The following is a 22,802-nucleotide window of genomic DNA, read 5'->3' as shown; positions in this document are numbered from 1 at the left end:
CGAAGCTACTACCGGGTATGCCAGTGTGGGCGCCATGAATCCCGCCCTCGGCCGGCTGCGCGGCGCCACCACCGGCACCCGGTCCGCCCTGCTGCTCTCCGGCGTGCTCGCCGGTATGGGCACGCTGCACTTCGCCGTGCCCGGACCGTTCGACGCGATCGTCCCCAGGGTGCTGCCGGGCAGCCCCCGGCTGTGGACCAGGGCCAGCGGGGCGGCCGAGCTGGCCGTCGCCGCCGCGGTGGCGCTCCCGCAGACCCGCCGGGTGGGCGGCCTCGCCGCCGCCGGGCTGTTCGCCGCCGTCTATCCGGCCAATGTGCAGATGGCCTACGACTGGCGGAACGCCTCGAAGCTCAAGCGGGCCGTCGCCTTCGGTCGGCTGCCGTTCCAGGCGCCGTTGATCGGCTGGGCCCTCGCCGTCCGCAGCGGCGTCCCCGGCGGACCCGGCGCACCGGGCGTCCCCGGTGGCCCCGGTGCGCTCCCGGCCGCCGGCCCGGGCCGGTCCCCGGCGGGGGCGCGCAGGAGCGCATGAGCGGCGAGGTCCCCGGTCATGGGACGATGGGGGCAATCGCTAGCCTCTCGCCACCGACACCATTGGATCCTGAGTGCCCGCCATCCCCGTCAACGTCCCGGAGCCCAGCCGCACCGACCCGGCGCTGATCCGCAACTTCTGCATCATCGCCCACATCGACCACGGCAAGTCCACGCTCGCCGACCGGATGCTGCAGATCACCGGCGTCGTCGACCCGCGGCAGATGCGTGCCCAGTACCTCGACCGGATGGACATCGAGCGCGAGCGCGGGATCACCATCAAGTCGCAGGCGGTGCGCCTCCCCTGGGCCCCGCACAGCGGTGAGCAGCAGGGCACCACGCACATCCTGAACATGATCGACACCCCGGGCCACGTGGACTTCACCTACGAGGTCTCCCGGTCGCTGGCGGCCTGCGAGGGCACCCTGCTGGTGGTGGACGCGGCCCAGGGCATCGAGGCGCAGACCCTCGCCAACCTCTACCTGGCGCTGGAGAACGACCTCACCATCATCCCGGTGCTCAACAAGATCGACCTGCCGGCCGCCCAGCCGGAGAAGTACGCCGAGGAGCTCGCCCGGATCATCGGCTGCGAGCCCGAGGACGTGCTGCTGGCCAGCGCCAAGACCGGTCTCGGCGTCGAGGCGATCCTGGACGAGGTCGTCAAGAAGGTCCCGGCCCCGGTCGGCGTCAAGGACGCCCCGGCCCGTGCGATGATCTTCGACTCGGTCTACGACACCTACCGCGGTGTGGTCACCTACGTCAGGGTCGTCGACGGCGAGCTCACCAAGCGCGAGCGCATCGCGATGATGTCCACCGGCGCCACCCACGAGCTGCTGGAGATCGGCGTCATCTCGCCGGAGCCCAAGGTCGCGGACGGCCTGGGGGTCGGCGAGGTCGGCTACATCATCACCGGGGTGAAGGACGTCCGGCAGTCCAAGGTGGGTGACACCATCACCTCGATGCACAAGGGCGCGACCGAGGCGCTGGGCGGCTACAAGGACCCGCGGCCGATGGTGTTCTCCGGCCTCTACCCGCTGGACGGCTCCGACTACCCGCTGCTCCGGGACGCGCTGGACAAGCTGCGGCTCAACGACGCCGCGCTGGTCTACGAGCCGGAGACGTCGGTGGCGCTGGGCTTCGGCTACCGCTGCGGCTTCCTCGGCCTGCTGCACCTGGAGATCATCCGGGAGCGGCTGGAGCGCGAGTTCAACCTGGACCTGATCTCCACCGCGCCCAACGTGGTCTACCGGGTGGTGATGGAGGACGGCAGCGAGATCACCGTCACCAACCCCAGCGAGTTCCCCGGCGGCAAGATCACCGAGGTCAACGAGCCGGTGGTGCGCGGCACCATCCTGGCGCCCAACGAGTTCGTCGGCGCGATCATGGAGCTGTGCCAGGCCCGGCGCGGCAATCTGCAGGGCATGGACTACCTCTCCGAGGACCGGGTGGAGCTGCGCTACACCCTCCCCCTCGCCGAGATCGTGTTCGACTTCTTCGACCAGCTGAAGTCCAAGACCCGCGGCTACGGCTCCTTCGACTACGAGCCGATCGGCGAGCAGTCGGCGGACCTGGTGAAGGTCGACATCCTGCTGCACGGCGACGCGGTGGACGCCTTCTCCGCGGTGGTGCACAAGGACAAGGCCTACAACTACGGCGTGATGATGGCCGGGAAGCTGCAGAAGCTGATCCCGCGTCAGCAGTTCGAGGTGCCGATCCAGGCCGCCATCGGTTCGCGGGTGATCGCCCGTGAGACGGTCCGCGCCATCCGCAAGGACGTCCTCGCCAAGTGCTACGGCGGTGACATCTCCCGGAAGCGGAAGCTGCTGGAGAAGCAGAAGGAGGGCAAGAAGCGGATGAAGATGGTCGGCCGGGTCGAGGTCCCGCAGGAGGCCTTCATCGCGGCGCTGTCGACGGACGCCGACGCCCCCTCCGAGAAGAAGAAGTAGCAGGACAGAACAGCAGAACACGAACGTCGGGCGCCCTCCGGAAGCATGCTTCCGGAGGGCGCCCGACGTCGTCCTCCCCCGTCCGGTCCGCGCTACGCCGCGCTCCAGTGCGGGTCGCGGCCGGAGAGCGCGAGGGCGCGGTCGAACATGGTCATGTCGGGCTCGGTCGGCCTGGCCTCGGCGAAGCCCTCGTACTGCCGGTACATCCCGGCGTACTCCTCCACCAGGCCGAGGACGGCGGCGTCCACCGTGCCCGGGATCCGGAACTCCTGGCCGGTGGCCACGGCCAGCTCCCAGCTGTGCAGCACCAGTTCGAGCAGGATCATGCCCGCGACGGCGGCGGCCGGCATCGAGGAGTCGCCCATCTTGACCTCGCCCTCCCAGACGGCCGGATCCGACCAGGCGGCCAGGGCCCGGTCCAACTGCTGGGCGTAGGCGTCCGCCCAACCGGGCTCGGCGGTGAAGTCGCGCTGCTGCCAGTCGTCGGGGACGGACTCGCCACGGGCGCGGAGTTCGAAGTTGTAGGAGGTCCAGAGCACCAGGTGGTTGGTAAGGGTCCTGACATCCCATTCAGTGTCCGGAGTGGGGTCGGCGAGCTGGTCGGCGGTGACGCCGCGGGCGATCCTGGCGGCCTCGTCGGCGGCGGCGGTGAGCTGGGGAAGAAGATTCGTCATGCGGTCCACGCTAGGCGGGCCCGGTTCCGCTGTCTTGAAGAAACGCGACAGCTAGGCTGGTCCCCGATGACCGGCACGGACGCGGACGGCACGCCCGACGGGGCCGGGTCCGCCATCGAGCGGGCCCGCGGAGTGCTGCGCCCGAAGCGCGCGGCCGCCCACTCCGTCCTGACGACGTTCCCGCCGACGCCGGCGCTGGAACCGTTCGTGGAGTTCCACTGGCACGTCCGCTGGGATCTGCGCGGGCAGCCCGCGTACGACCAGAAGGTGCTGTCCCACCCCAATGTGCACCTGGTGTTCGAGGAGCCGGTGGCGGCGGTGTACGGGGTGGACCGCGGGCTGTTCGTGCGGCGGCTGGAAGGGCGCGGCCAGGCGCTCGGGGTGAAGTTCCGGCCCGGCGGCTTCCGGCCGTTCTGGGGACGCCCGGTCCAGGAGCTGTCCGACCGGGTGGTGCCAGCGGACCGGCTCTTCGGTCCGGCCGTGCAGGAGACCAACCGGCGGCTGCTGGCCCTGGAGGACCCGGCCGGGACGGCCGCCCTGGCGGAGGCCTTCCTGCTGCCGCGCCTGCCGGAACCGGATCCGCAGACGGCCGAGGTGGCCGCCATGGTCGAGACCGCGGGCAGCGACCGCGACCTGGTCCGGGTCGAGCAGCTGGCCGACCGCTGCGGGGTCTCGGTCCGCACCCTGCAGCGGCTGTTCGCCGAGTACGTGGGCGCAAGCCCGAAATGGGTGCTGCGCCGGGCCAGGCTGCACGAGGCGGCGCAGCGGGCGGAGTCCGGCTCCGTCGACTGGTCCGCGCTGGCCGCCGACCTCGGGTACGCCGACCAGTCCCACCTCAGCCGTGACTTCACCGCGGTGGTCGGCCTGCCGCCGACGAGGTACGCCCAGCGGAGCTGAGGCGGCCGTTCCGACCGGGACTACCCGTCGGCCAGCAGGGCGAGGTGGCGGTCGATCAGCCTCCGGGTCTCCTCCTCCTGGTGACCCACCGCCAGGCTCTGCGCCGCGGCGCCGTCCTTGGCCTCGACCGCGTCCAGGATGGCCACCTGCCGTTCGTCGACCCGCTTGCGGGCCGTGACGGTCTCCGCCGCGGCCCACCGCAGCGGGGCGAACTCGCCCTGGAGCTGCACCAGCTGGACGGTCAGCCGGGGTGAGCAGGCCGCCACGCCGAGGTGGATCCGGAAGCGGCTGTAGCTGCGGCGGCAGGCGCCGAGGTCGTCGGTCACCACGGCGGTGCGGAACCGGGCCGCATGGCTGCGCAGTTCGTCGAGGTCCTGCTCGCAGGCCCGGGCGGCGGCCAGCCGGGCCGCGGCGCCCAGCACCGCTGCGCAGTGGTCGCCCAGGTCGCGCAGCTCCTCGCCGGTCCGGGCGCGCAGCTGGTCGGTCAGTGACTCCGCGGAGACGGCGGCGGAGCCGTCGATGACGCTGCCGCCGTTGCGCCCGGCCCTGGTCCGGATCACCCCGCGCTGCCGCAGGATGGTCAGCGCCTGGCGCAGGCTGCCGGTGGAGACGCCGAGTTGGGACGCCAGCTCGCCCTCGGGCGGCAGCCGCTGGCCGTGCACCAGCAGGCCGATGGAGACGGCCGTCTCCAGCTGCTGGACGACGAGCTCGGCACGGGCCGCCGTCTCCGACCCGGGGAGCCTGAGGAACGCCGAGAGGTCGGACACCGCACCCTTTCCCTGGTGTACCCCTCCGGCCCGGTCGCTTTCGGACCGGCCGGAGGGGTGGAGCTCAGGCTCCGATGGTAACCAGTGGATCACCCGGTGACGGTGTCCAGGTCAGTGGGGGAGTCGATGGTCTGCCTGGGCCCGGTGAAGGTCTTCTTCACCGACAGGTGCCAGGCCGCCCAGAGCAGGATCAGCGCGCCGCCCACGACCAGCGGGGTGTAGTTGACGTACTTCCAGCTGAAGCCGGAGTTGCCGGGCATCCCACCGGGCGAGGTGGGCAGTACCGCGATCACCGTGGTGACGGCGATCTCGGCGAGGGCCAGTACGCAGAGCCACTTGTACTTGGCCCCGAGCGTCCAGCCGCCCGGCTTGAAGGCGTCGCCGGCCCGCCAGCGCAGGAAGATCGGGATGGCGAAGGAGAGGTAGAGGCCGACCACGCCGATGGAGATGATGGCGTTGAAGGCGACCGGGACCGGGGCGCCGTTGATGTCCACGGTGACCAGCGCGGGCAGGGTCAGCAGCACGGCCAGCACCGCGACCGCCAGCATGCCGTAGACCGGCACCTGCTTGCCGGTCAGCTTGGTCCAGTAGCGGGCGCCGGGCACCGCGCCGTCCCGGCTGAACGCGTACAGCATCCGGGTGATGCTGGTCATGCAGGCGACGGCGCAGAAGAACTGGCCGACCGAGGAGACCAGCAGCACGAAGCCGGCCCAGTTGGGGCTGAGCGCCTGGGTGAGCACGGTGGCGACGCCGCCGCCGGCCGCGGTCACCTTGGCCGGGTCCTGCACCGCGAAGAGGAAGCTGAGCATCAGCACCCAGCCGCCGATGGCGGAGTAGAGGATCGACTTCCAGATGCCCTTGGCCGCGGAGTCGGCAGCGCCGACGGTCTCCTCGGAGAGGTGGCAGGAGGCGTCGTAGCCGGTGATGGTGTACTGCGGCAGGATCGCGGCCAGCGGCAGGACGTAGAAGAGGAAGCCGAGGCCGCTGGTGTGGCCGCCGAAGAAGCCGGTGTTGTTGACGGTGTGGGTGAACACCGCGGCGACGCTCTGGTGGTGGTGCGGGAGGGCCAGCAGGATGACGATGATCACGGCGACGCCGGCCACGTGCCACCACACCGAGATGTTGTTCAGCAGCGCCAGCAGGTGGCTGGAGAAGATGCTGATCAGCGCGACCGCGGCGAGCACGCCGAGGAAGATCAGGAAGACCCGGTCCAGCGAGTAGTGCGAGGCCCAACTGCTGCTGAAGGTACCGATGGTGGAGTCGATGAAGGTCGCGCACCCGTAGGAGACGGAGGCGGTGATCGCCAGCAGCCCGATGAAGTCCAGCCAGCCGGTGTAGTAGCTGGCCTTGACACTGCCGAGCTTCGCCGACCAGAAGTACATGCCGCCCGAGGTCGGGTAGGCCGATACCAGCTCGGACATGCACACCCCGATGACCAGGATGAACGCCGAGACCAGCGGCCAGCCCCAGGCGATGGCCACCGGGCCGCCGCTGTTCCAGCCGACGAAGAAGCTGGTGAAGCAGCCGCTGAGGATGGAGATGACGGAGAAGGAGATGGCGAAGTTCGAGAAGCCGGACCAAGAGCGGTTCAGCTCCGGCTTGTAACCGAGTTCGGCGAGCTGTCTGTCGTCGTCCTGCGTGAGCGAGTCGTGGCTGGAAGTGGCCATGGTTGGTCCTCGTGGCGGAGTCGGGGCATGACGGTGGATCAACCGACGGGGCGGGCCCGGGTTCGTGGTGCGTTAAGGTATAAGGTTAGACCTTTTGATGACAAGACTTTTTGCCGAGGCGTTTCCAGTGGGTTTCCCGCTCAGAGGACGGCGCGGATCGCGATCTCGAAACCGGTGACGTGGTCGGTCGCACACGCCGCGGCACGCTCGGCGTCGCCGTCGATGACCGCGCTCAGCAGCTCGCTGTGTTCGCCGACGTGCCCGGCCAGCCCGGGGAGCCGGTCCAGGAACAGGCACCAGATCCGGGTCGCCAGATTGTCGTAGCCGACGAGGGTGGACTCCAGGTACGGGTTGCCGGTGGCGGCGTAGACGGCGCGGTGCAGCCGCAGGTCCAGGCGCATCAACTCGAGCGGGGTGGTGGACGGTTGGCCGCTCCGCTCGGCGACCAGATCGGCCAGTCCGGCGAGCAGCTCCCGGTCCGCGGCGGTCGCCCTGCGGGCCGCGGCGGCGGCCGCCAGCGGCTCCAACTGCCGCCGTACCTCCGAGACATGGCCCAGGTCGGTGAGGTGCACCTCGGTGGCGAAGGTACCGCGACGGGGGTAGGCCACGACCAGGCGGTCCGCCTCCAGCCGCTTCAGCGCCTCCCGGACGGGGGTCCGGCCGACGCCCAGCTCCCGCGCCAACTGCTCGTCGTTGAGCGGCGATCCGGGGCGGATCTGCAGGGTCACCAGCTGGTCGGTGAGGGTCCGGTAGGCCTGCTCGGCCAGTGAGGGGGCGGCCGTGGCGCTGCTGACGGGCATGGCTCGGCGTCCTTCCCTCGACTCCTTGACGCTGCTGCGACGGGGGACCTACGGTAGCGCAGCAACTGGTATATCAGTCGTCGCATGCAGGGATTCCAAGGAGTCGCATGACGCCGGTCAACGTTGAGCACCCGGACTTCCTCTGGCGCAACCCCGATCCCGCTCCCGGCTACGACGTGGTGGTCGTCGGCGGCGGCGGCCACGGCCTGGCGACCGCCTACTACCTCGCCCGCAACCACGGCATCCGCCGGGTCGCGGTGCTGGAGAAGGGCTGGCTGGCCGGCGGCAACATGGCGCGCAACACCACGATCATCCGCTCCAACTACCTCTGGGACGAGAGCGCGGCGATCTACGAGCACGCGCTGAAGCTCTGGGAGGGGCTGGAGGAGGACCTCGGCTATCCGCTGCTGTTCAGTCAGCGCGGCGTGCTCAACCTGGCCCACACCCTGCAGGACGTCAGGGAGAGCCGGCGGCGGGTGTACGCCAACCAGCTCAACGGCGTCGACGCCGAGTGGCTGGAGCCGGAGCAGGTCGCCGAGGTCTGCCCGATCGTCAACACCTCGCCGGACGTGCGGCATCCGGTGCTCGGCGCGACCTACCAGCCGCGCGCCGGGATCGCCAAGCACGACTACGTCGCCTGGGGCTTCGCCCGCCGCGCGGACGAGTACGGGATCGACCTGATCCAGGACTGCGAGGTCACCGGACTGGACATCCGCGGCGGGCGGATCGTCGGGGTGGACACCACCCGGGGCCGGATCGCGACCGGGAAGGTCGCGCTGGCGGCGGCGGGCCACACCTCGGTGCTGGCCGCGATGGCGGGGCTGCGGCTGCCGCTGCAGAGCCATCCGCTCCAGGCCCTGGTCTCCGAGCTGCTGGAGCCGGTCCACCCCACCGTGGTGATGTCCAACGCGGTGCATGTCTACGTCTCCCAGGCGCACAAGGGCGAACTGGTCATGGGCGCCGGCATCGACAGCCAGAACGGCTACGGCCAGCGCGGCTCCTTCCACATCATCGAGCGGCAGATGGCGGCGGCGCTGGAGCTGTTCCCGGTCTTCGCCCGGGCGCACCTGCTGCGCAGCTGGGCCGGGATCGTGGACACCACGCCGGACGCCTCGCCGATCGTCGGGCTCACGCCCGTGGCCGGCCTCTACCTCAACTGCGGGTGGGGGACCGGCGGGTTCAAGGCCACCCCGGGGGTCGGCTGGTGCTTCGCACACACCGTCGCCCATGACCGACCGCACCCCTACAACGCCCCGTTCACCCTGGACCGCTTCACCAGCGGGGCGCTGGTCGACGAGCACGGGGCGGCTGCTGTGGCCCACTAGGCGGGGTCCCTCGGCTGCGGACCGTAGCGGGCTGGGCGCGCAGTTCCCCGCGCCCCTCAGGTTGTGCAACCGGGCCAGTTGCAGACCCCCAGGGGCGCGGGGAACTGCGCGCCCAGCCAGGCAGCTCCCGCACCCGAAATCCGACCCGGCCGCCCCGACCGAATCCCTCCGCGCGACAGGAGACAACGTATGCAGCTCATCCCCTGCCCCTGGTGCGGCCCGCGCGAGGAGGCCGAGTACCACTACGGCGGCCAGGCCCATATCGCCTACCCCGAGGACCCGCAGGGCCTGACCGACGCGGAGTGGGCGCAGTACGTCTTCTTCCGGGACAACCCCAAGGGCCCCTTCGCCGAGCGCTGGCTGCACAGCGCCGGCTGCCGCCGCTGGTTCAACGCGGTCCGCGACACCGCCACGCACCGACTGCTGGCCGTGTACCGCAGCGGCGAGCCGCGTCCGGAGGTGCCGACCCGATGAGTGCACCCTTCCGCCTGCCCGGCCGCGGACTGGTCGACCGGGGCACCGAGCTGGAGTTCCGCTTCGACGGCCGCTCGTACACCGGCCATCCCGGCGACACCCTGGCCTCGGCCCTGCTCGCCAACGGCGTGCACCGGGTGGCCACCGGCATCGAGTACGCGCGTCCGCGCGGCATCGTCTCGGCCGGTGTCGAGGAACCCTCGGCCCTGGTGCAGATCGAGGCGCCGTTCCCGGAACCGATGCTGCAGGCCACCACGGTGGAGCTGTACGCCGGACTGGTGGCGCGCGGTCTGGCCGGACGCGGCCGACTCGCCCCCGGCCTCGATCCGGCGCGCTACGACGCGGTGCACGCCCACTGCGATCTGCTGGTGGTCGGCGCCGGCCCGGCCGGGCTGACGGCCGCACTGGCCGGGGCACGGGACGGACAGCGGGTGGTGCTGCTCGACGACCAGCCGCAGCCGGGCGGATCGCTGCTCGGCAGCGCCGAGACGGTGGACGGCCGGCCGGGCCCGGAGTGGGCCGCCGGGGTCGCCGCCGAGTTGGCCGGCCACCCCGATGTGCGGGTGCTCGGCCGGACCACGGCCTTCGGCTGCTACGACGACGGCTTCGTGCTGGCCCTGGAGCGGCGGACCGACCATCTGGGAGCCGCTGCCCCGGCGGGGATGTCCCGGCAGCGGGTCTGGCGGCTGCGGGCCGGGCGGATCGTGCTGGCCACCGGGGCGCACGAGCGTCCGCTGGTGTTCGCGGACAACGACCGGCCGGGGATCATGCTGGCCGGTGCGGCCCGCACCTATCTGCACCGCTACGGCGTGCTGGCGGGGCGTCAGGTGGTGGTGTGCACCACCGACGACAGCGCCTACCGGGCGGCGGTCGACCTCGCCGACGCCGGGGCGACCGTCGCGGCCGTGGTCGACGCCCGTCCGCAGGTGCCGGAGGCGTGGGCAGAGGAGTGCGCCCGGCGCGGCATCGAGATGCGCGCCGGGGAGGTGGTGACCGGCACCAGCGGATCGGAGCGGATCACCCGCGCGCACACCGCGCCGTACGCGGGCGGACGGCTCAACGGCCTGCGCCGGGGCATCGACTGCGACCTGCTGCTGGTCTCCGGCGGCTGGAACCCGGTGGCGCACCTGTACAGCCATGCGCGGGGCGCACTGCGCTACGACCCGGCGCGCGGAGCCTTCCTCCCCGACGGCGAGTTGCCGGGGATCCGGGTGGCCGGCTCCGCCCGGGGCTGCGTCACCCTCGCGGAGTGCCTGGTCGACGGCGCCCGGACGGTGGGTCAACTGCCGCCACCGGCAACCGAACCCGTGCCGGAGCCCACCCCGGGACTGGTGCTCTGGTCGGTGCCCGACCCGTCCGAGCAGGACGGCGGCGCCCCCCGTCCCCGCTTCGTCGACCTCCAGCGCGACGCCACCGTCGCCGACGTGCTGCGGGCCACCGGGGCCGGGCTGCGCTCGGTGGAGCACGTCAAGCGCTACACCACCATCGGCACCGCCCACGACCAGGGCCGTACCTCGGGCGTGATCGCCTCCGGCATCGTCGCCGAGGCCCTCGGGGTCGACATTGCCGCGCTGGGCACCACCACCTTCCGCCCGCCCTACACACCGGTGTCCTTCGCGGCACTGGCCGGACGGGACCGCGGCGCGCTCTTCGACCCGGTCCGGGTGACCCCGCTGCACGGCTGGCACACCACCCACGGCGCCGAGTTCGAGAACGTCGGACAGTGGAAGCGTCCCCGTTACTACCCGCTCGCGGGGGAATCCATGGAGGCGGCCGTACTGCGCGAGTGCCGCGCGGCCCGGGGGTCGGTGGCGCTGATGGACGGCTCCACCCTGGGGAAGATCAACGTCCAGGGGCCCGACGCCGGCGAACTGCTGGACCGCGTCTACACCAATCTGATGAGCACGCTGAAGCCGGGCTCGGCCCGCTACGGCGTGATGTGTGGCGTCGACGGCATGGTGCTGGACGACGGCACCGTGATCCGGGTGGCCGAGCAGGAGTTCCTGCTCACCACGACCACCGGCAACGCCGCCACGGTGCTGGACTGGATGGAGGAGTGGCTCCAGACCGAGTGGCCGGAGCTCAGGGTCGCCCTGACCTCGGTCACCGACCACTGGGTGACCGTCCCGCTGGTGGGTCCGGCCTCGCGGGCGGTGCTGGCCGCCGTCGCGCCGGACCTGGACGTCTCCAACGCCGCCTTCCCCTTCATGACCTGGCGCGATGCCACGGTGGCGGGGGTGCCGGCCCGGATCTGCCGGATCAGCTTCTCCGGCGAGCTGGCCTACGAGGTCAACGTCCGCGGCTGGGAGGGGCTGCGGGTCTGGGAGGCGCTGCTCGCCGCCGGGGAGCCGTACGGGATCACCCCCTACGGCACCGAGACCATGCACGTGCTGCGCGCCGAGAAGGGCTACCCCATCATCGGCCAGGACACCGACGGCACGGTCACCCCGCAGGACCTCGGCCTGGGCTGGGCGGTGTCGAAGAAGAAGCCCGACTACCTCGGCAAGCGCTCCTTCGCCCGCGCGGAGAACCTGCGCACCGACCGCAAACAGTTGGTCGGCCTGCTGCCGGAGGACCCTGACCTGCTGCTGCCCGAGGGCGCCCAGCTGATCAGCGGCGCGACGCTGCCGGCGCCGCCCGTGCCCATGCACGGCCATGTCACCTCCAGCTACCGCAGCGCGGCGCTCGGGCGCACCTTCGCCCTGGCCCTGGTCAAGGCCGGCCGCGAACGCATCGGCGACACCATCCATGTCCCGCTGGAGGACGGCGTTCACCCGGTGCTGATCACCGATCCGGTGCTCTACGACAAGGAAGGAGCCCGTCGTGACGGCTGAGACTGCTGAGCCGGCAACTGACGTGGCAGTGGCGGAAGTTCCGCGGCTCACCCAGCTCTCGCTGCGCCTGGACCCGGACGGGCCCGCGGCCGCCTCGGTGGCGAAGCTCCTCGGCACCGGACTGCCGACCACGCCGTGCACCTGGATCCCGGCCGGACCGGTGGACCTGCTGTGGCTGGGCCCCGACGAGTGGCTGCTGCTCGCCGCCCCGGACGCGGACGGCCTCCGGCCCGATCTGGTGCAGGCCATCGCCCCCGACTTCGGGACGGTCACCGACGTCTCCGCCCAGCGCACCGCCTTCGACCTCACCGGCCCTGACGTCCGCGAGGTCCTGGCCCGGGGCTGCGCCATCGACCTGCATCCGAGGGCCGCCCCCGTCGGCACCTGTGTGCAGACCCTGCTGGCGCAGGCCGGGGTGGTGCTGACGGTCCGTGGGACGGCGCCGCCGGCGGTCCGGCTGCTGGTGCGCTCGTCCTACGCCCCCTACCTGCTGTCCTGGCTCGCCGACGCGGTGTCCGGGCGGTGACGCACGGGGCCCGGCAGCGCACCTCTGCGCCACCGGGCCCCGAGCGGGATTGACGGACCGTCAGTCCACTTCCGCCACCGCCTGCGAGAACTGCGCCGCGTAGAGCCGCGCGTACGCGCCGCCGGCCGCCAGCAGTTCGCTGTGGCTGCCCTGTTCGACGATCGCGCCGTTCTCCATCACCAGGATGGTGTCCGCGTCGCGGATGGTGGAGAGCCGGTGCGCGATGACGAAGGCCGTGCGGCCGCTGCGCAGGGTGGCCATGGCGCGCTGGATCAGGACCTCGGTGCGGGTGTCCACCGAGCTGGTGGCCTCGTCCAGGACCAGGATGGACGGCTCCGCCAGGAACGCCCGGGCGATGGTGATCAGCTGCTTCTCGCCCGCGCTGACGCCGGTCCCCTCGTCGTCGATGACGGTGTCGTAGCCCTCCGGGAGGGTGCGGACGAAGCGGTCCACATGGGCCGCCTTCGCCGCCTCGACGACCTCCTCGCGGCTGGCCCCGGCCCGGCCGTAGGCGATGTTCTCGGCGATGGTGCCGCCGAACAGCCAGGTGTCCTGGAGCACCATGCCGATGTTGGCGCGCAGCTCCTCGCGGTCCATCCGGGCCACGTCCACCCCGTCCAGGGTGATCCGGCCGCCGGTCACCTCGTAGAACCGCATCAGCAGGTTCACCAGGGTGGTCTTGCCGGCGCCGGTGGGGCCGACGATGGCGACGGTGTGGCCGGGTTCGGCGGTCAGCGAGAGGTCCTCGATCAGCGGCTTGTCCGCCTGGTAGCGGAAGGCCACGTTCTCGAAGGCGACCTCGCCGCGGAGTTCGGTCGGACGCAGCGGCTCGACCGGGTCGGGGGCCTGCTCCTCGGCGTCCAGCAGCTCGAAGACGCGTTCGGCGGAGGCGACGCCCGACTGCACCAGGTTGGACATGCTCGCCACCTGCGTCAGCGGCTGGCTGAACTGCCGGGAGTACTGGATGAACGCCTGCACGTCGCCGATGGACAGGGCCCCCGAGGCGACCCGCAGGCCGCCGACCACGGCCACCAGCACGTAGTTGATGTTGCCGATGAACATCATGCAGGGCTGGATCAGGCCGGAGATGAACTGCGCCTTGAAGCTGGAGGCGTAGAGCTTCTCGTTCTGCTCCTTGAAGATCTCCGCGGACTCCTCCTGCCGGCCGAAGACCTTGACCAGCGCGTGCCCGCTGTACATCTCCTCGATGTGGGCGTTGAGCCTGCCGGTGGTCTTCCACTGGGCCACGAACTGCGGCTGGGCCCGCTTGCCGACCCTGGCCGCGACGAAGACCGAGGCCGGCACGCTGATCAGGGCGATCAGCGCGAGCAGCCAGGAGATGTAGAACATCATCGTCAGCACGCCGACGATGGTGAGCAGCGAGGTGACGATCTGACTGAGCGTCTGCTGCAGGGTCTGGCCGATGTTGTCGATGTCGTTGGTGACCCGGCTCAGCACCTCGCCGCGCGGCTGCTGGTCGAAGTAGCTGAGCGGCAGCCGGCCGATCTTCTCCTCGACGTCGCGGCGCAGCCGGTTCACCGCGCGCTGGAGGGCGCGGTTGGCCAGCCGGGCCTGGATGATGCCGCAGATGCCGGCGAAGACGTAGATGGCGAGCACCCACAGCAGCACCGTGCCGACGGCGTGGAAGTCGATGCCGTGGCCGGGGTGGATGTTCATCGCCGACAGCAGGTCGGCCTGCTTGGTCTCGCCCTTTTCCCGCAGTCCGGCGACCACCTGGGCCTGGCTGGTGCCGGCCGGGATCTGCCGGCCGAAGACCCCGGCCAGGATCAGGTCGGTGGCATGGCCGAGGATCTTGGGGCCGATCACCGACAGCGTGACGCTGACCGCGGCCAGCGCCAGCACGGCGGCGATCAGAGCGCGTTCGGGGCGCAGCAGCGCGAGCACCCGCTTGCCGGAGGCCTTGAAGTGCATGGACTTCTCGACCGGTGCGCCGCCCATGAAGCGTCCCGGGCCCGGCATGGGCGCGGGGCCGCGGCGCTTGGCCGCTGCCGCCGCCTCGGAAGCCTGTTCGGAGTCGCTCATGCCGCCTCCTCCTCGGTGAGCTGGGAGAGGACGATCTCGCGGTAGGTCTCGTTGCTGTCCATCAACTCGCGGTGGGTGCCGGTGCCGACGACCTCGCCCTCGTCCAGGACGATGATGCGGTCGGCGTCACGGATGGTGGAGACGCGCTGGGCGACGATGACGACGGTGGCCTCGGCGGTCTCGTGGGAGAGGGCGGCGCGCAGCCGGGCGTCGGTGGCGTAGTCCAGGGCGGAGAAGGAGTCGTCGAAGAGGTAGATCTCCGGGCGGCGGACCAGTACCCGGGCGATGGCCAGGCGCTGGCGCTGTCCGCCGGAGACATTGGTGCCGCCCTGCGCGATCGGCGCGTCCAGGCCCTCGGGCAGCGCCTGGACGAAGTCCTTGGCCTGCGCGGTCTCCAGCGCGGCCCACAGCTCTTCGTCGGTGGCGTCGGGGTTGCCGTAGCGGAGGTTGGTGGCGACGGTGCCGGTGAACAGGTACGGCTTCTGCGGGACCAGGCCGACGGTCTTGGCCAGCAGCGCCGGGTCCAGGTCGCGCACGTCCACGCCGTCGACCAGCACGCTGCCGTCGGTGGCGTCGGACAGTCGCGGGATCAGGGTGAGCAGGGTGGTCTTGCCGCTGCCGGTGCTGCCGATCACCGCGGTGGTCTCGCCGGGCCGGGCGCTGATGCTGACATGGCGCAGCACCGCCGACTCGGCGCCGGGGTAGCGGAACTCGACGTCCCGCAGCTCCAGGAAGCCGGCCCGGCGCAGTTCGCGGACCGGGGCGAGCGGCGGCAGCACGGTGGTCTCGGTGTCCAGGACCTCCTCGATGCGCTCGGCGCAGACCTCGGCCCGCGGCACCATCATGAACATGAAGGTCGCCATCATCACCGACATCAGGATCTGCATCAGATAGCTGAGGAAGGCGGTGAGGGCGCCGATCTGCATCCCGCCGCTGTCGATGCGGTGCGCACCGAACCACATCACCGCGACGCTGGAGATGTTCACCACCATCATGACCATGGGGAACATCAGTGCCAGCAGCTTGCCGACCTGGACCGCGGTCTCGGTGAGGTCGGCGTTGGCCTCGTCGAAGCGCTCGCGCTCATGGGTGTCCTTGACGAAGGCGCGGATCACCCGGAGCCCGGTGATCTGCTCGCGCAGGATCCGGTTCACCGAGTCGATCTTGACCTGCATGGCGCGGAACAGCGGCCGCAGCCGCTTGACGATCATCGCGATGATGATGCCGAGGATCGGGACGATGGCGACCAGCAGCGAGGACAGCGGGACGTCCTGGTTGAGCGCCAGGATGATGCCGCCGATGCACATGATGGGTGCGGAGACCATCAGCGTGAAGGTCATCAGCACCAGCATCTGGACCTGCTGGACGTCGTTGGTGGAGCGGGTGATCAGCGAGGGCGCCCCGAAGCGGCCGACCTCGCGGGCGGAGAAGGACTGTACCCGGTCGAAGACCGAGGCGCGGATGTCCCGGCCGAGCGCCATGGCGGTACGGGCTCCGAAGTACACCGCGCCGACGGCGCAGACGACCTGGGCCACCGTCACGCCCAGCATGATCCCGCCGGTCTGCAGGATGTAGGTGGTGTCGCCCTTGATCACGCCTTGGTCGATGATGTCGGCGTTCAGGGTCGGCAGGTACAGGGTGGCGATGGTCTGGATCAGCTGCAGCAGCACCAGGACGCCGATGGGCCTGGTGTAGGGGCCCAGATGGGCCCGCAGGAGTCGGATCAGCACGCGAGTCTCTCAGGACGAGGGCGGGAGGGGTGGCGGTGGGCCATCGCCCGCAGGGGTGACGGCGTTACAGGGAGAGCGCTTACAGGCAGAGCATAGACACAATCTGCGTACGCCGTACCCGGTTTTTTCGGCTGCGGTTGGGGCATCGCTCCAGAACCGTCATCCTAGGTTCCTTACTTGCCGACCGGCAAGTTGCCTGGCCCCCCGGTGCGGGATCCGGTCGGCCCGTCCCCGGATTCCCCCCTTACGTACTGGTCCCGAACGTCCTACTCTGATCATTGCCCGCTAGTTACTCGTGAGTTAACTACTGTCTCGGCCCGGCCGCTGGGCCCTCGGAGGTAGCCGTGAGCCCCACCCCCACCGCAGTGACCCCGCAAGCGAAGTCGCTGATCGACAACCGCCCCGACTCGGTGGCCCAGCTGTTCCTGGCCCGGGTGGCGGAGACCCCGGACCGGGTCGCCTACCGCTACCCGGTGCCGGTGGACGAGCACGCGGCCGACGGTGCGCCGGGTGCGGAGCAGTGGCGCACGATGACCTGGGGCCAGGCCGCGGAGCAGGTCACCACGATCGCCGGCGGCCTGATGGCGCTGGGCATCCGCCCCGAGGAGCGGGTCGCGATCTCCTGTTCGACCAGGATCGAGTGGATCCTCGCCGACCTCGGCGTGATGTGCGCGGGCGCGGCCGTCACCGCCGTCTACCCCAGCACCAACGCCGACGAGACCGCCTACATCCTGGCCGACTCCGGCAGCCGCGCGGTCATCGCCGAGGACGGCGTCCAGCTCGCCAAGATCCTCGGGGTCAGCGGGCAGCTGCCCGAGCTCAAGTACGTGGTCACCGTGGACGGCAGCAGGCCGGAGGCGTCGCAGCCCGCGCCGGAGGGCGTCGAGGTGCTGACCCTGGCCGAGCTGGAGGAGCGCGGCGCGGCCCACCTCAAGGAGCACCCGGACGCGGTGCGCGCCACCGTCGCGGCCATCCAGCGCGAGCAGTTGGCCACCCTGATCTACACCTCGGGCACCACCGGCCGGCCCAAGGGTGTGCGGCTGGTCCACGACTGCTGGTCCTACCAGGCCGCGGCCCAGTCCTGTACCGGGCTGCTCACCGCCGACGACGTGCAGTACCTGTGGCTGCCGCTGTCGCACGTCTTCGGCAAGACGCTCACCTCCGGCCACATCCAGCTGGGCTCGGTCACCGCCGTCGACGGCCGGGTGGACCGGATCATCCACAACCTGCCGGTGGTCAGGCCGACCTACATGGCCTCCGCGCCGCGGGTGTTCGAGAAGGTCTACAACGGCATCGCAGGTCGGGCCAGGGCCGAGGGCGGCGCCAAGTACAAGATCTTCCTCTGGGCCGCCAAGGTGGCCCGCGACTACGCCCGCACCGGCCAGGAGTCGCTGACGGCCACCGGCACCCGCTCGGTCCCGTTCGGGCTCAGGGTCCAGCACGCCGTCGCCGACAAGCTGGTCTACGCCAAGATCCGGGAGGCCTTCGGCGGGCGGATGCGGGCCTGCGTCTCCGGCAGCGCCGCGCTGGCCCCCGAGATCGGCTACTTCTTCTCCGGCGCCGGCGTGCACATCCTGGAGGGCTACGGCCTCACCGAGTCCAGCGCCGGATCGACCGTCAACCCCGGTGAGGACTACCGGATCGGCACCGTCGGCACCCCGCTGCCCGGCACCGAGGTGCGGATCGCCGAGGACGGCGAGGTGCTGCTGCGCGGCCCCGGCGTGATGCGCGGCTACCACAACCAGCCGGAGAAGACCGCCGAGGTGCTGGAGAGCGACGGCTGGTTCCACACCGGGGACATCGGCGAGATCGACAAGGACGGCTTCGTCAAGATCACCGACCGCAAGAAGGACATGTTCAAGACCTCCGGCGGCAAGTACGTGGCCCCCAGCGAGGTCGAGGGCAAGTTCAAGGCGGTCTGCCCCTTCGTCAGCAACATCCTGGTCATCGGCAACGGCCGCAACTACTGCACCGCGCTGATCACCCTGGACGAGCCGGTGATCATGCAGTGGGCCGGGGCGCACGGCATGGGCGGCAGGTCCTACGCCGAGGTCTGCTCCTCGCCGCAGGTGCACGAGCTGATCGACGGCTTCGTGCAGCGGCTCAACGGCGATCTGCAGCGCTGGCAGACCGTCAAGAAGTTCACCGTGCTGCCCCGGGACCTCGACATCGAACACGGCGAGCTCACCCCCAGCCTCAAGGTCAAGCGCCCGGTGGTGGAGCGGGAGAACGCCGACGCCATCGCCCGGATGTACGAGGGCGCCAACGAGGCCTGACGGCCCGTCGGTACCGCACCGCTGCGGTACCAGGCAGCGTCAGCCGTCCGCCGCCGGGGAGGAACCGCCCCGGCGGCGGCGCAGCCACAGGGTCACCGGCACCGCGCCCACCAGCACCACCAGCCCGGTCAGGACGTAGGGCGCGGCGCTGCCGTTCTCGGGCGGCAGCCCGTCCTGGCCGAAGGTCGACGGCACCGGCAGGCTCGCCCAGTGGCCGACCGGCCAGGCCACCACGAAGGCCCGTCCGACCACGTCCTTCAGCGGCACCAGGCCGCCGCCGGTGTTGTGCAGCCGCTGGTAGCGGGAGTCCTCGGAGTCGTTGCGGTGGTCGCCCATCACCCAGAGGTAGCCCGAGGGGATCTTCACCGTCCCGACCGGGTCGTTGTCGCAGGGCGTGGCGCCGGGGTAGATGTAGGGCTCGCTGAGGGCCACCCCGTCGACCGAGACCGGGGCGCCGGCGTTGCACACCACGGTGTCGCCGCCGACCGCGATCACCCGCTTGATCAGGTCCGCCTCGTTGGCGGAGGGCATCAGCCCGATCCAGCTCAGCACCGACTGCAGGTGCCGCACGGTCGCGCTGCTGCTGGGCTGCGGCAGCTCGGAGGAGTCCAGCCAGTTGCCCGGGTCGTGGAAGACGATCACCTGGCCGCGCTGCGGGGTCACCCCGAGCCAGGGGCTGAACTTGTCCACCAGCACCCGGTCGTTCTTCACCAGGGCGTTGTTCATCGAGTCGGAGGGGATGGAGAAGGCCTGCACGAAGAAGGTCTTGATCAGCACCGACAGCACCAGCGCGACCACGACCAGCAGCGGCAGCTCCTTCCAGAGCGGCCGGCGCGGCCGCTCCCGCGGTCCTGCCGTCCCCTGGTCCGCCGAAGCCCCACCCGCGGTCGCCCCGCCCGTCGACACCCCGTCCGCAACCTGCCGGTCCATCACCACGCCCCCTCCGCCACCGACCACACCCATCACCCCAACGAGCGGGAGTTCCCGGGCGGCGTCCGGGGACGGTGGACAGGGTGGTGCAGGGGGCGGTGGATTCAGCCGCGCCCAACCGGAATGGAGCGGGACAGCTCGGCCAGCAGATCGGCGATCCGGGACGGGCTGTCGCCCGAGGCCGCGCCGTCCTGCTCAAGGGCGCGCAGCCGGCGTTCGGCCGCGTCCAGCCCGGCGGCCAGGGCGTCCAGGCGCCGGCCCTTGCGGTGCAGTTCCACGAAGACGCTGACCTTGGCCCGCAGCACCCAGGGGTCGAAGGGCTTGGTGAGGTAGTCGACCGCGCCGGCCGAGTAGCCGCGCAGCGCCATGGCGCTGCCGGTCTCCACCCCGGTCAGGAAGACGATCGGCACGTCCTTGGTCTGGTCCAGCCGTTTGATGTGGGCGGCGGTCTCGAAACCGTCCATGCCCGGCATCATCACGTCGAGCAGCACGACCGCGTACTCGTCGCGGAGCAGCGCCTTGAGCGCCTGCTCGCCGGTGCAGGCGCGGATCAGCTGCTGGCCGAGCGGGCGCAGTACGGACTCCAGGGCGATCAGGTTCGCCTCCATGTCGTCCACCAGGAGGATGCGGGTCGGCATCGTCATCGGACTCCCTCGGCGGCGGTGCCGGGCACTTCCGCGGCGGTCGCCGTCGCGTCCCCGGCGGCGCTGCCGTCGTCCAGCAGGGTGCACATGACCTCCAGCAGCCGGTCCAGGTCCACCGGCTTGGGCACGTACTCGGAGGCGCCCGCGTCGATGGCCTTCTCCCGGTCGCCGGGCATGGCCTTGGCGGTCAGCGCGATGATCGGCAGCTCGGCGAAGCGCGGCATGGCCCGGATGGCGCGGATGGTCTCGTAGCCGTCCATCTCCGGCATCATGATGTCCATCAGCACCAGGGCGGCCTCGTCGTCGTGCTCCAGCGATTCGATGCCCTCGCGCCCGTTCTCGGCGTAGAGCACCTGCATGCCCAGCCGCCCGAGCACATGGGTGAGCGCGAAGACATTGCGGATGTCGTCGTCGACGATCAGTATCGTCCGACCTGCGAGCAGGGTGCCGGCCCGGCCCGCCTGCCACTCGCTCAACCGGGCCGCGGAGGACCACAGGTCGTGGTCGTCGTCGCCGCTGCCCCAGTCGCCGGGGGACGTCGGCCGGCCCATGCCGGCGGGCAGTTCGGGTGTCCCCGCGTCGGCGGACCCGGACGGGAGCGCGGGGGCGTGCTGGTCCGCGCTCCCCGGTTCCGGCGCACCGGGCGGGACCGGGCACTGGGCCGGTACGTAGAGGGTGAAGGCGGACCCCGCGCCAGGCTCGCTCTGGGCGGTGATCCTGCCGCCGAGCAGCCGGGCGATCTCGCGGCTGATGGACAGTCCGAGGCCGGTGCCGCCGTACTTGCGGCTGGTGGTGCCGTCGGCCTGCTGGAAGGCCTCGAAGATGACCCGGAGCTTGTCCTGGGCGATCCCGATCCCGGTGTCCTCCACCGAGAAGGCGAGCACTCCGCCGGCTGTCCCGCCCTGCTCGTCGTCGGCGGTGAAGACGCGCAGCCGGACCTCGCCGGCGGAGGTGAACTTCACCGCGTTGGACAGCAGGTTGCGCAGGATCTGCTGGATCCGCTGCTCGTCGGTGAGCAGGGTGCGCGGCACGTCCCTGGCGACCTCGACCTCGAAGGCCAGCCCCCGGTCCATGGCCAGCGGCCGGAAGATGGCGTCCACATAGTCCAGCAGCTTCGCCAGCAGCAGGTGCTTGGGACGTACGTCCATCCGGCCGGCCTCGATCTTGGACAGGTCCAGGATGTCGTTGATCAGCTGCAGCAGGTCGCTGCCGGAGCGGTAGATGGTCTGGGCGTACTTGACCTCCTCGGACGAGAGGTGGCCGTCCATGTTGTCGGCGAGCAGCCGGGCCAGGATCAGCAGCGAGTTGAGCGGGGTGCGCAGCTCGTGCGACATGTTGGCGAGGAACTCCGACTTGTACTGCGAGGAGGTGGCCAGCAGCGCGGCCTTCTCCTCCAGCGCGGCGTTGGAGCGGCGCAGTTCGGCCTGCTGCCGCTGGAGCTCGTCGGAGCGGTTCCGCAGCTCCTGGGTGAGCCGTTGCGACTCCGAGAGCAGGGCCTCGGTGCGGGAGTTGGCGATGATGGTGTTGATCGCGACGCCGATGGTGTTGACGAACTGGTCGAAGAAGGCCAGGTGCACATCGCTGAAGGGGCTGAACGAGGCCAGCTCGATCACGCCGAGCACCTGGTCCTCGAAGAGCACCGGGAGGACCACGATGCAGGCCGGGGCGGCCTCGCCCAGACCGGAGTTGACCTTGATGTAGTCGGGCGGCGCCTCGGTGATCAGGATCCGGGTCTTCTCCCGCGCGGCCTGGCCGACCAGGCCGTGCCCGGACCGGCCGGGGGCCTGCGGGGAGCCGTAGCCGGCGATGAAGGCCAGCGACGCCTCGGGCACGTCGCCGCGTTCGGCCAGGAAGAACGCCCCGTACTGGGCCGAGACCAGCGGGGTCAGCTCACGCAGGATCAGGTCGGCCACCTCGACCAGGTCGCGGTGGCCCTGCATCAGACCGGCGATGCGGGCCAGGTTGGTCTCCAGCCAGTCCTTGGCCCGGGTGGTCTCGCGGAGGTTGGCGACCATCAGGTTGACGTTCTTCTTCAGGTCGGCGACCTCGCCCTGCGCCTCCACGGTGATGGCCCGGTTCAGGTCGCCCTGGGCGACCGCGCCGGCCACCTCGCCGATCGCGCGGACCTGGGTGGTCAGGTTCCCGGCCAGCTCGTTGACCGAGGTGGTGAGCCGTTTCCAGGTGCCGGACACCCCCTCGACCCGTGCCTGACCGCCGAGTTGGCCCTCGCCGCCGACCTCGCGGGCGACCCGGGTGACCTCGGAGGCGAACGCGGAGAGGGTGTCGACCATGGTGTTGATGGTGGACTTCAGCTGCAGGATCTCGCCGCGGGCGTCCACGTCGATCTTCTTGGAGAGGTCGCCCTGGGCGACTGCGGTGGCCACCTGGGCGATGTTGCGGACCTGCCCGGTGAGGTTGTCGGCCATGAAGTTGACGTTGTCGGTGAGGTCCTTCCAGACCCCGGAGACCCCGCGGACCTGGGCCCGGCCGCCGAGTTGGCCTTCGGTGCCGACTTCGCGGGCGACGCGGGTGACCTCGTCGGCGAAGGCCGAGAGCTGGTCCACCATGGTGTTGATGGTGGACTTCAGCTGCAGGATCTCGCCGCGCGCGGTGACGTCGATCTTCTTGGAGAGGTCGCCGTTGGCGACGGCGGTGGTGACCTGGGCGATGTTGCGGACCTGGCTGGTGAGGTTGTCGGCCATGAAGTTGACGTTGTCGGTGAGGTCCTTCCAGGTGCCGGA

The 22,802-nt window shown here is 71.0% G+C and carries 15 protein-coding genes and 1 pseudogene; 7 read left to right on the top strand and 9 right to left on the bottom strand.

Translation table 11 applies throughout. The annotated features are described in order from the left end of the window. The first annotated feature begins 34 nt into the window (after positions 1-34). Together ABUW04_RS25345 and lepA are read left to right on the top strand one after the other, a co-directional pair. On the top strand, positions 35-529 hold the full coding sequence (locus ABUW04_RS25345; protein ID WP_380566720.1) for a DoxX family protein: 495 nt from the start codon (positions 35-37) through the stop codon (positions 527-529). 73 nt (positions 530-602) lie between these two features. Next, a complete protein-coding gene (gene lepA, locus ABUW04_RS25340) occupies positions 603-2,474 on the top strand; it encodes a translation elongation factor 4 (RefSeq protein ID WP_030250787.1) in 1,872 nt (623 codons plus the stop codon). 92 nt (positions 2,475-2,566) lie between these two features. On the opposite strand, the gene ABUW04_RS25335 is transcribed toward lepA, so the two are convergent. Further along, positions 2,567-3,148: a TIGR03086 family metal-binding protein gene (locus ABUW04_RS25335; protein WP_380566719.1), complete on the bottom strand. Its 582-nt coding sequence runs from the start codon at positions 3,146-3,148 to the stop codon at positions 2,567-2,569. A gap of 66 nt (positions 3,149-3,214) precedes the next feature. Here ABUW04_RS25335 and ABUW04_RS25330 point away from each other — a divergent pair, with 66 nt between their 5' ends. Next, complete coding sequence (locus tag ABUW04_RS25330; protein WP_380566718.1) at positions 3,215-4,045, top strand: DUF6597 domain-containing transcriptional factor; 831 nt, start codon at positions 3,215-3,217, stop codon at positions 4,043-4,045. Positions 4,046-4,065: 20 nt separating this feature from the next. Here the strand turns inward: ABUW04_RS25330 and ABUW04_RS25325 are convergent, their stop codons facing one another. From ABUW04_RS25325 to ABUW04_RS25315, 3 genes are all read right to left on the bottom strand, one after another. Continuing rightward, positions 4,066-4,812, bottom strand: a complete 747-nt coding sequence (locus ABUW04_RS25325; RefSeq protein WP_380566717.1) for a FadR/GntR family transcriptional regulator — start codon at positions 4,810-4,812, stop codon at positions 4,066-4,068. Positions 4,813-4,901: 89 nt separating this feature from the next. Continuing rightward, positions 4,902-6,479 carry an amino acid permease gene (locus tag ABUW04_RS25320; protein WP_380566716.1) on the bottom strand — a complete coding sequence of 526 codons (1,578 nt, stop codon included), beginning with the start codon at positions 6,477-6,479 and terminating at the stop codon, positions 4,902-4,904. Between the two features lie 140 nt (positions 6,480-6,619). Further along, the gene (locus ABUW04_RS25315; protein ID WP_380566715.1) at positions 6,620-7,279 is read right to left on the bottom strand and encodes a GntR family transcriptional regulator; all 660 of its coding nucleotides are present in this window, start codon (positions 7,277-7,279) and stop codon (positions 6,620-6,622) included. A 107-nt stretch (positions 7,280-7,386) separates the two neighbouring features. Between ABUW04_RS25315 and ABUW04_RS25310 the strand changes: the two genes are divergently transcribed. The 3 genes and pseudogenes from ABUW04_RS25310 (at position 7,387) to ABUW04_RS25300 (ending at position 12,438) form a co-directional block, all read left to right on the top strand. Further along, positions 7,387-8,604: a sarcosine oxidase subunit beta family protein gene (locus ABUW04_RS25310; protein ID WP_380566714.1), complete on the top strand. Its 1,218-nt coding sequence runs from the start codon at positions 7,387-7,389 to the stop codon at positions 8,602-8,604. Positions 8,605-8,793: 189 nt separating this feature from the next. Continuing rightward, a pseudogene (locus tag ABUW04_RS25305) lies at positions 8,794-11,912 on the top strand (sarcosine oxidase subunit delta family protein). Next, positions 11,902-12,438: a sarcosine oxidase subunit gamma gene (locus ABUW04_RS25300; protein WP_380566713.1), complete on the top strand. Its 537-nt coding sequence runs from the start codon at positions 11,902-11,904 to the stop codon at positions 12,436-12,438. Before ABUW04_RS25305 ends, ABUW04_RS25300 begins: the two are co-directional and overlap by 11 nt. Before the next feature lie 60 nt (positions 12,439-12,498). Here the strand turns inward: ABUW04_RS25300 and ABUW04_RS25295 are convergent, their stop codons facing one another. Beyond that, a complete protein-coding gene (locus ABUW04_RS25295; protein ID WP_380566712.1) occupies positions 12,499-14,481 on the bottom strand; it encodes an ABC transporter ATP-binding protein in 1,983 nt (660 codons plus the stop codon). Next, complete coding sequence (locus ABUW04_RS25290; protein ID WP_030250818.1) at positions 14,478-16,211, bottom strand: ABC transporter ATP-binding protein; 1,734 nt, start codon at positions 16,209-16,211, stop codon at positions 14,478-14,480. The genes ABUW04_RS25295 and ABUW04_RS25290 overlap by 4 nt, the downstream gene beginning before the upstream one ends. A 344-nt stretch (positions 16,212-16,555) precedes the next feature. Between ABUW04_RS25290 and ABUW04_RS25285 the strand changes: the two genes are divergently transcribed. Continuing rightward, complete coding sequence (locus tag ABUW04_RS25285; protein WP_232242043.1) at positions 16,556-18,487, top strand: AMP-dependent synthetase/ligase; 1,932 nt, start codon at positions 16,556-16,558, stop codon at positions 18,485-18,487. Positions 18,488-18,526: 39 nt separating this feature from the next. Here ABUW04_RS25285 and lepB read toward each other — a convergent pair whose 3' ends face one another. The 3 genes from lepB to ABUW04_RS25270 form a co-directional block, all read right to left on the bottom strand. Then, positions 18,527-19,417, bottom strand: a complete 891-nt coding sequence (gene lepB, locus ABUW04_RS25280) for a signal peptidase I (RefSeq protein ID WP_380566711.1) — start codon at positions 19,415-19,417, stop codon at positions 18,527-18,529. A gap of 104 nt (positions 19,418-19,521) precedes the next feature. Continuing rightward, on the bottom strand, positions 19,522-20,061 hold the full coding sequence (locus ABUW04_RS25275; RefSeq protein WP_037594430.1) for a response regulator: 540 nt from the start codon (positions 20,059-20,061) through the stop codon (positions 19,522-19,524). After that, positions 20,058-22,802 (bottom strand): ATP-binding protein (locus ABUW04_RS25270; RefSeq protein ID WP_380566710.1); only part of this gene is annotated, 2,745 nt, incomplete at its 5' end. The genes ABUW04_RS25270 and ABUW04_RS25275, both read right to left, overlap by 4 nt.

The sequence above is a fragment of the Streptacidiphilus jeojiensis genome, assembly GCF_042510965.1.
GTDB lineage: Bacteria > Actinomycetota > Actinomycetes > Streptomycetales > Streptomycetaceae > Streptacidiphilus > Streptacidiphilus jeojiensis.
The sequence above is the reverse complement of the archived record's forward strand: the minus strand, read 5'-3'. Positions and strand labels throughout refer to the sequence as shown.

Excerpts from the sequence above, each read along its gene's own strand:
- ABUW04_RS25320 (WP_380566716.1), bottom strand. The coding sequence starts at position 6,479 with ATGGCCACTTCCAGCCACGACTCGCTCACGCAGGACGACGACAGACAG.
- ABUW04_RS25310 (WP_380566714.1), top strand. The coding sequence starts at position 7,387 with ATGACGCCGGTCAACGTTGAGCACCCGGACTTCCTCTGGCGCAACCCC.
- ABUW04_RS25275 (WP_037594430.1), bottom strand. The coding sequence starts at position 20,061 with ATGACGATGCCGACCCGCATCCTCCTGGTGGACGACATGGAGGCGAAC.
- ABUW04_RS25335 (WP_380566719.1), bottom strand. The coding sequence starts at position 3,148 with ATGACGAATCTTCTTCCCCAGCTCACCGCCGCCGCCGACGAGGCCGCC.
- ABUW04_RS25295 (WP_380566712.1), bottom strand. The coding sequence starts at position 14,481 with ATGAGCGACTCCGAACAGGCTTCCGAGGCGGCGGCAGCGGCCAAGCGC.
- lepB (WP_380566711.1), bottom strand. The coding sequence starts at position 19,417 with ATGGACCGGCAGGTTGCGGACGGGGTGTCGACGGGCGGGGCGACCGCG.
- ABUW04_RS25330 (WP_380566718.1), top strand. The coding sequence starts at position 3,215 with ATGACCGGCACGGACGCGGACGGCACGCCCGACGGGGCCGGGTCCGCC.
- ABUW04_RS25315 (WP_380566715.1), bottom strand. The coding sequence starts at position 7,279 with ATGCCCGTCAGCAGCGCCACGGCCGCCCCCTCACTGGCCGAGCAGGCC.
- ABUW04_RS25345 (WP_380566720.1), top strand. The coding sequence starts at position 35 with ATGAATCCCGCCCTCGGCCGGCTGCGCGGCGCCACCACCGGCACCCGG.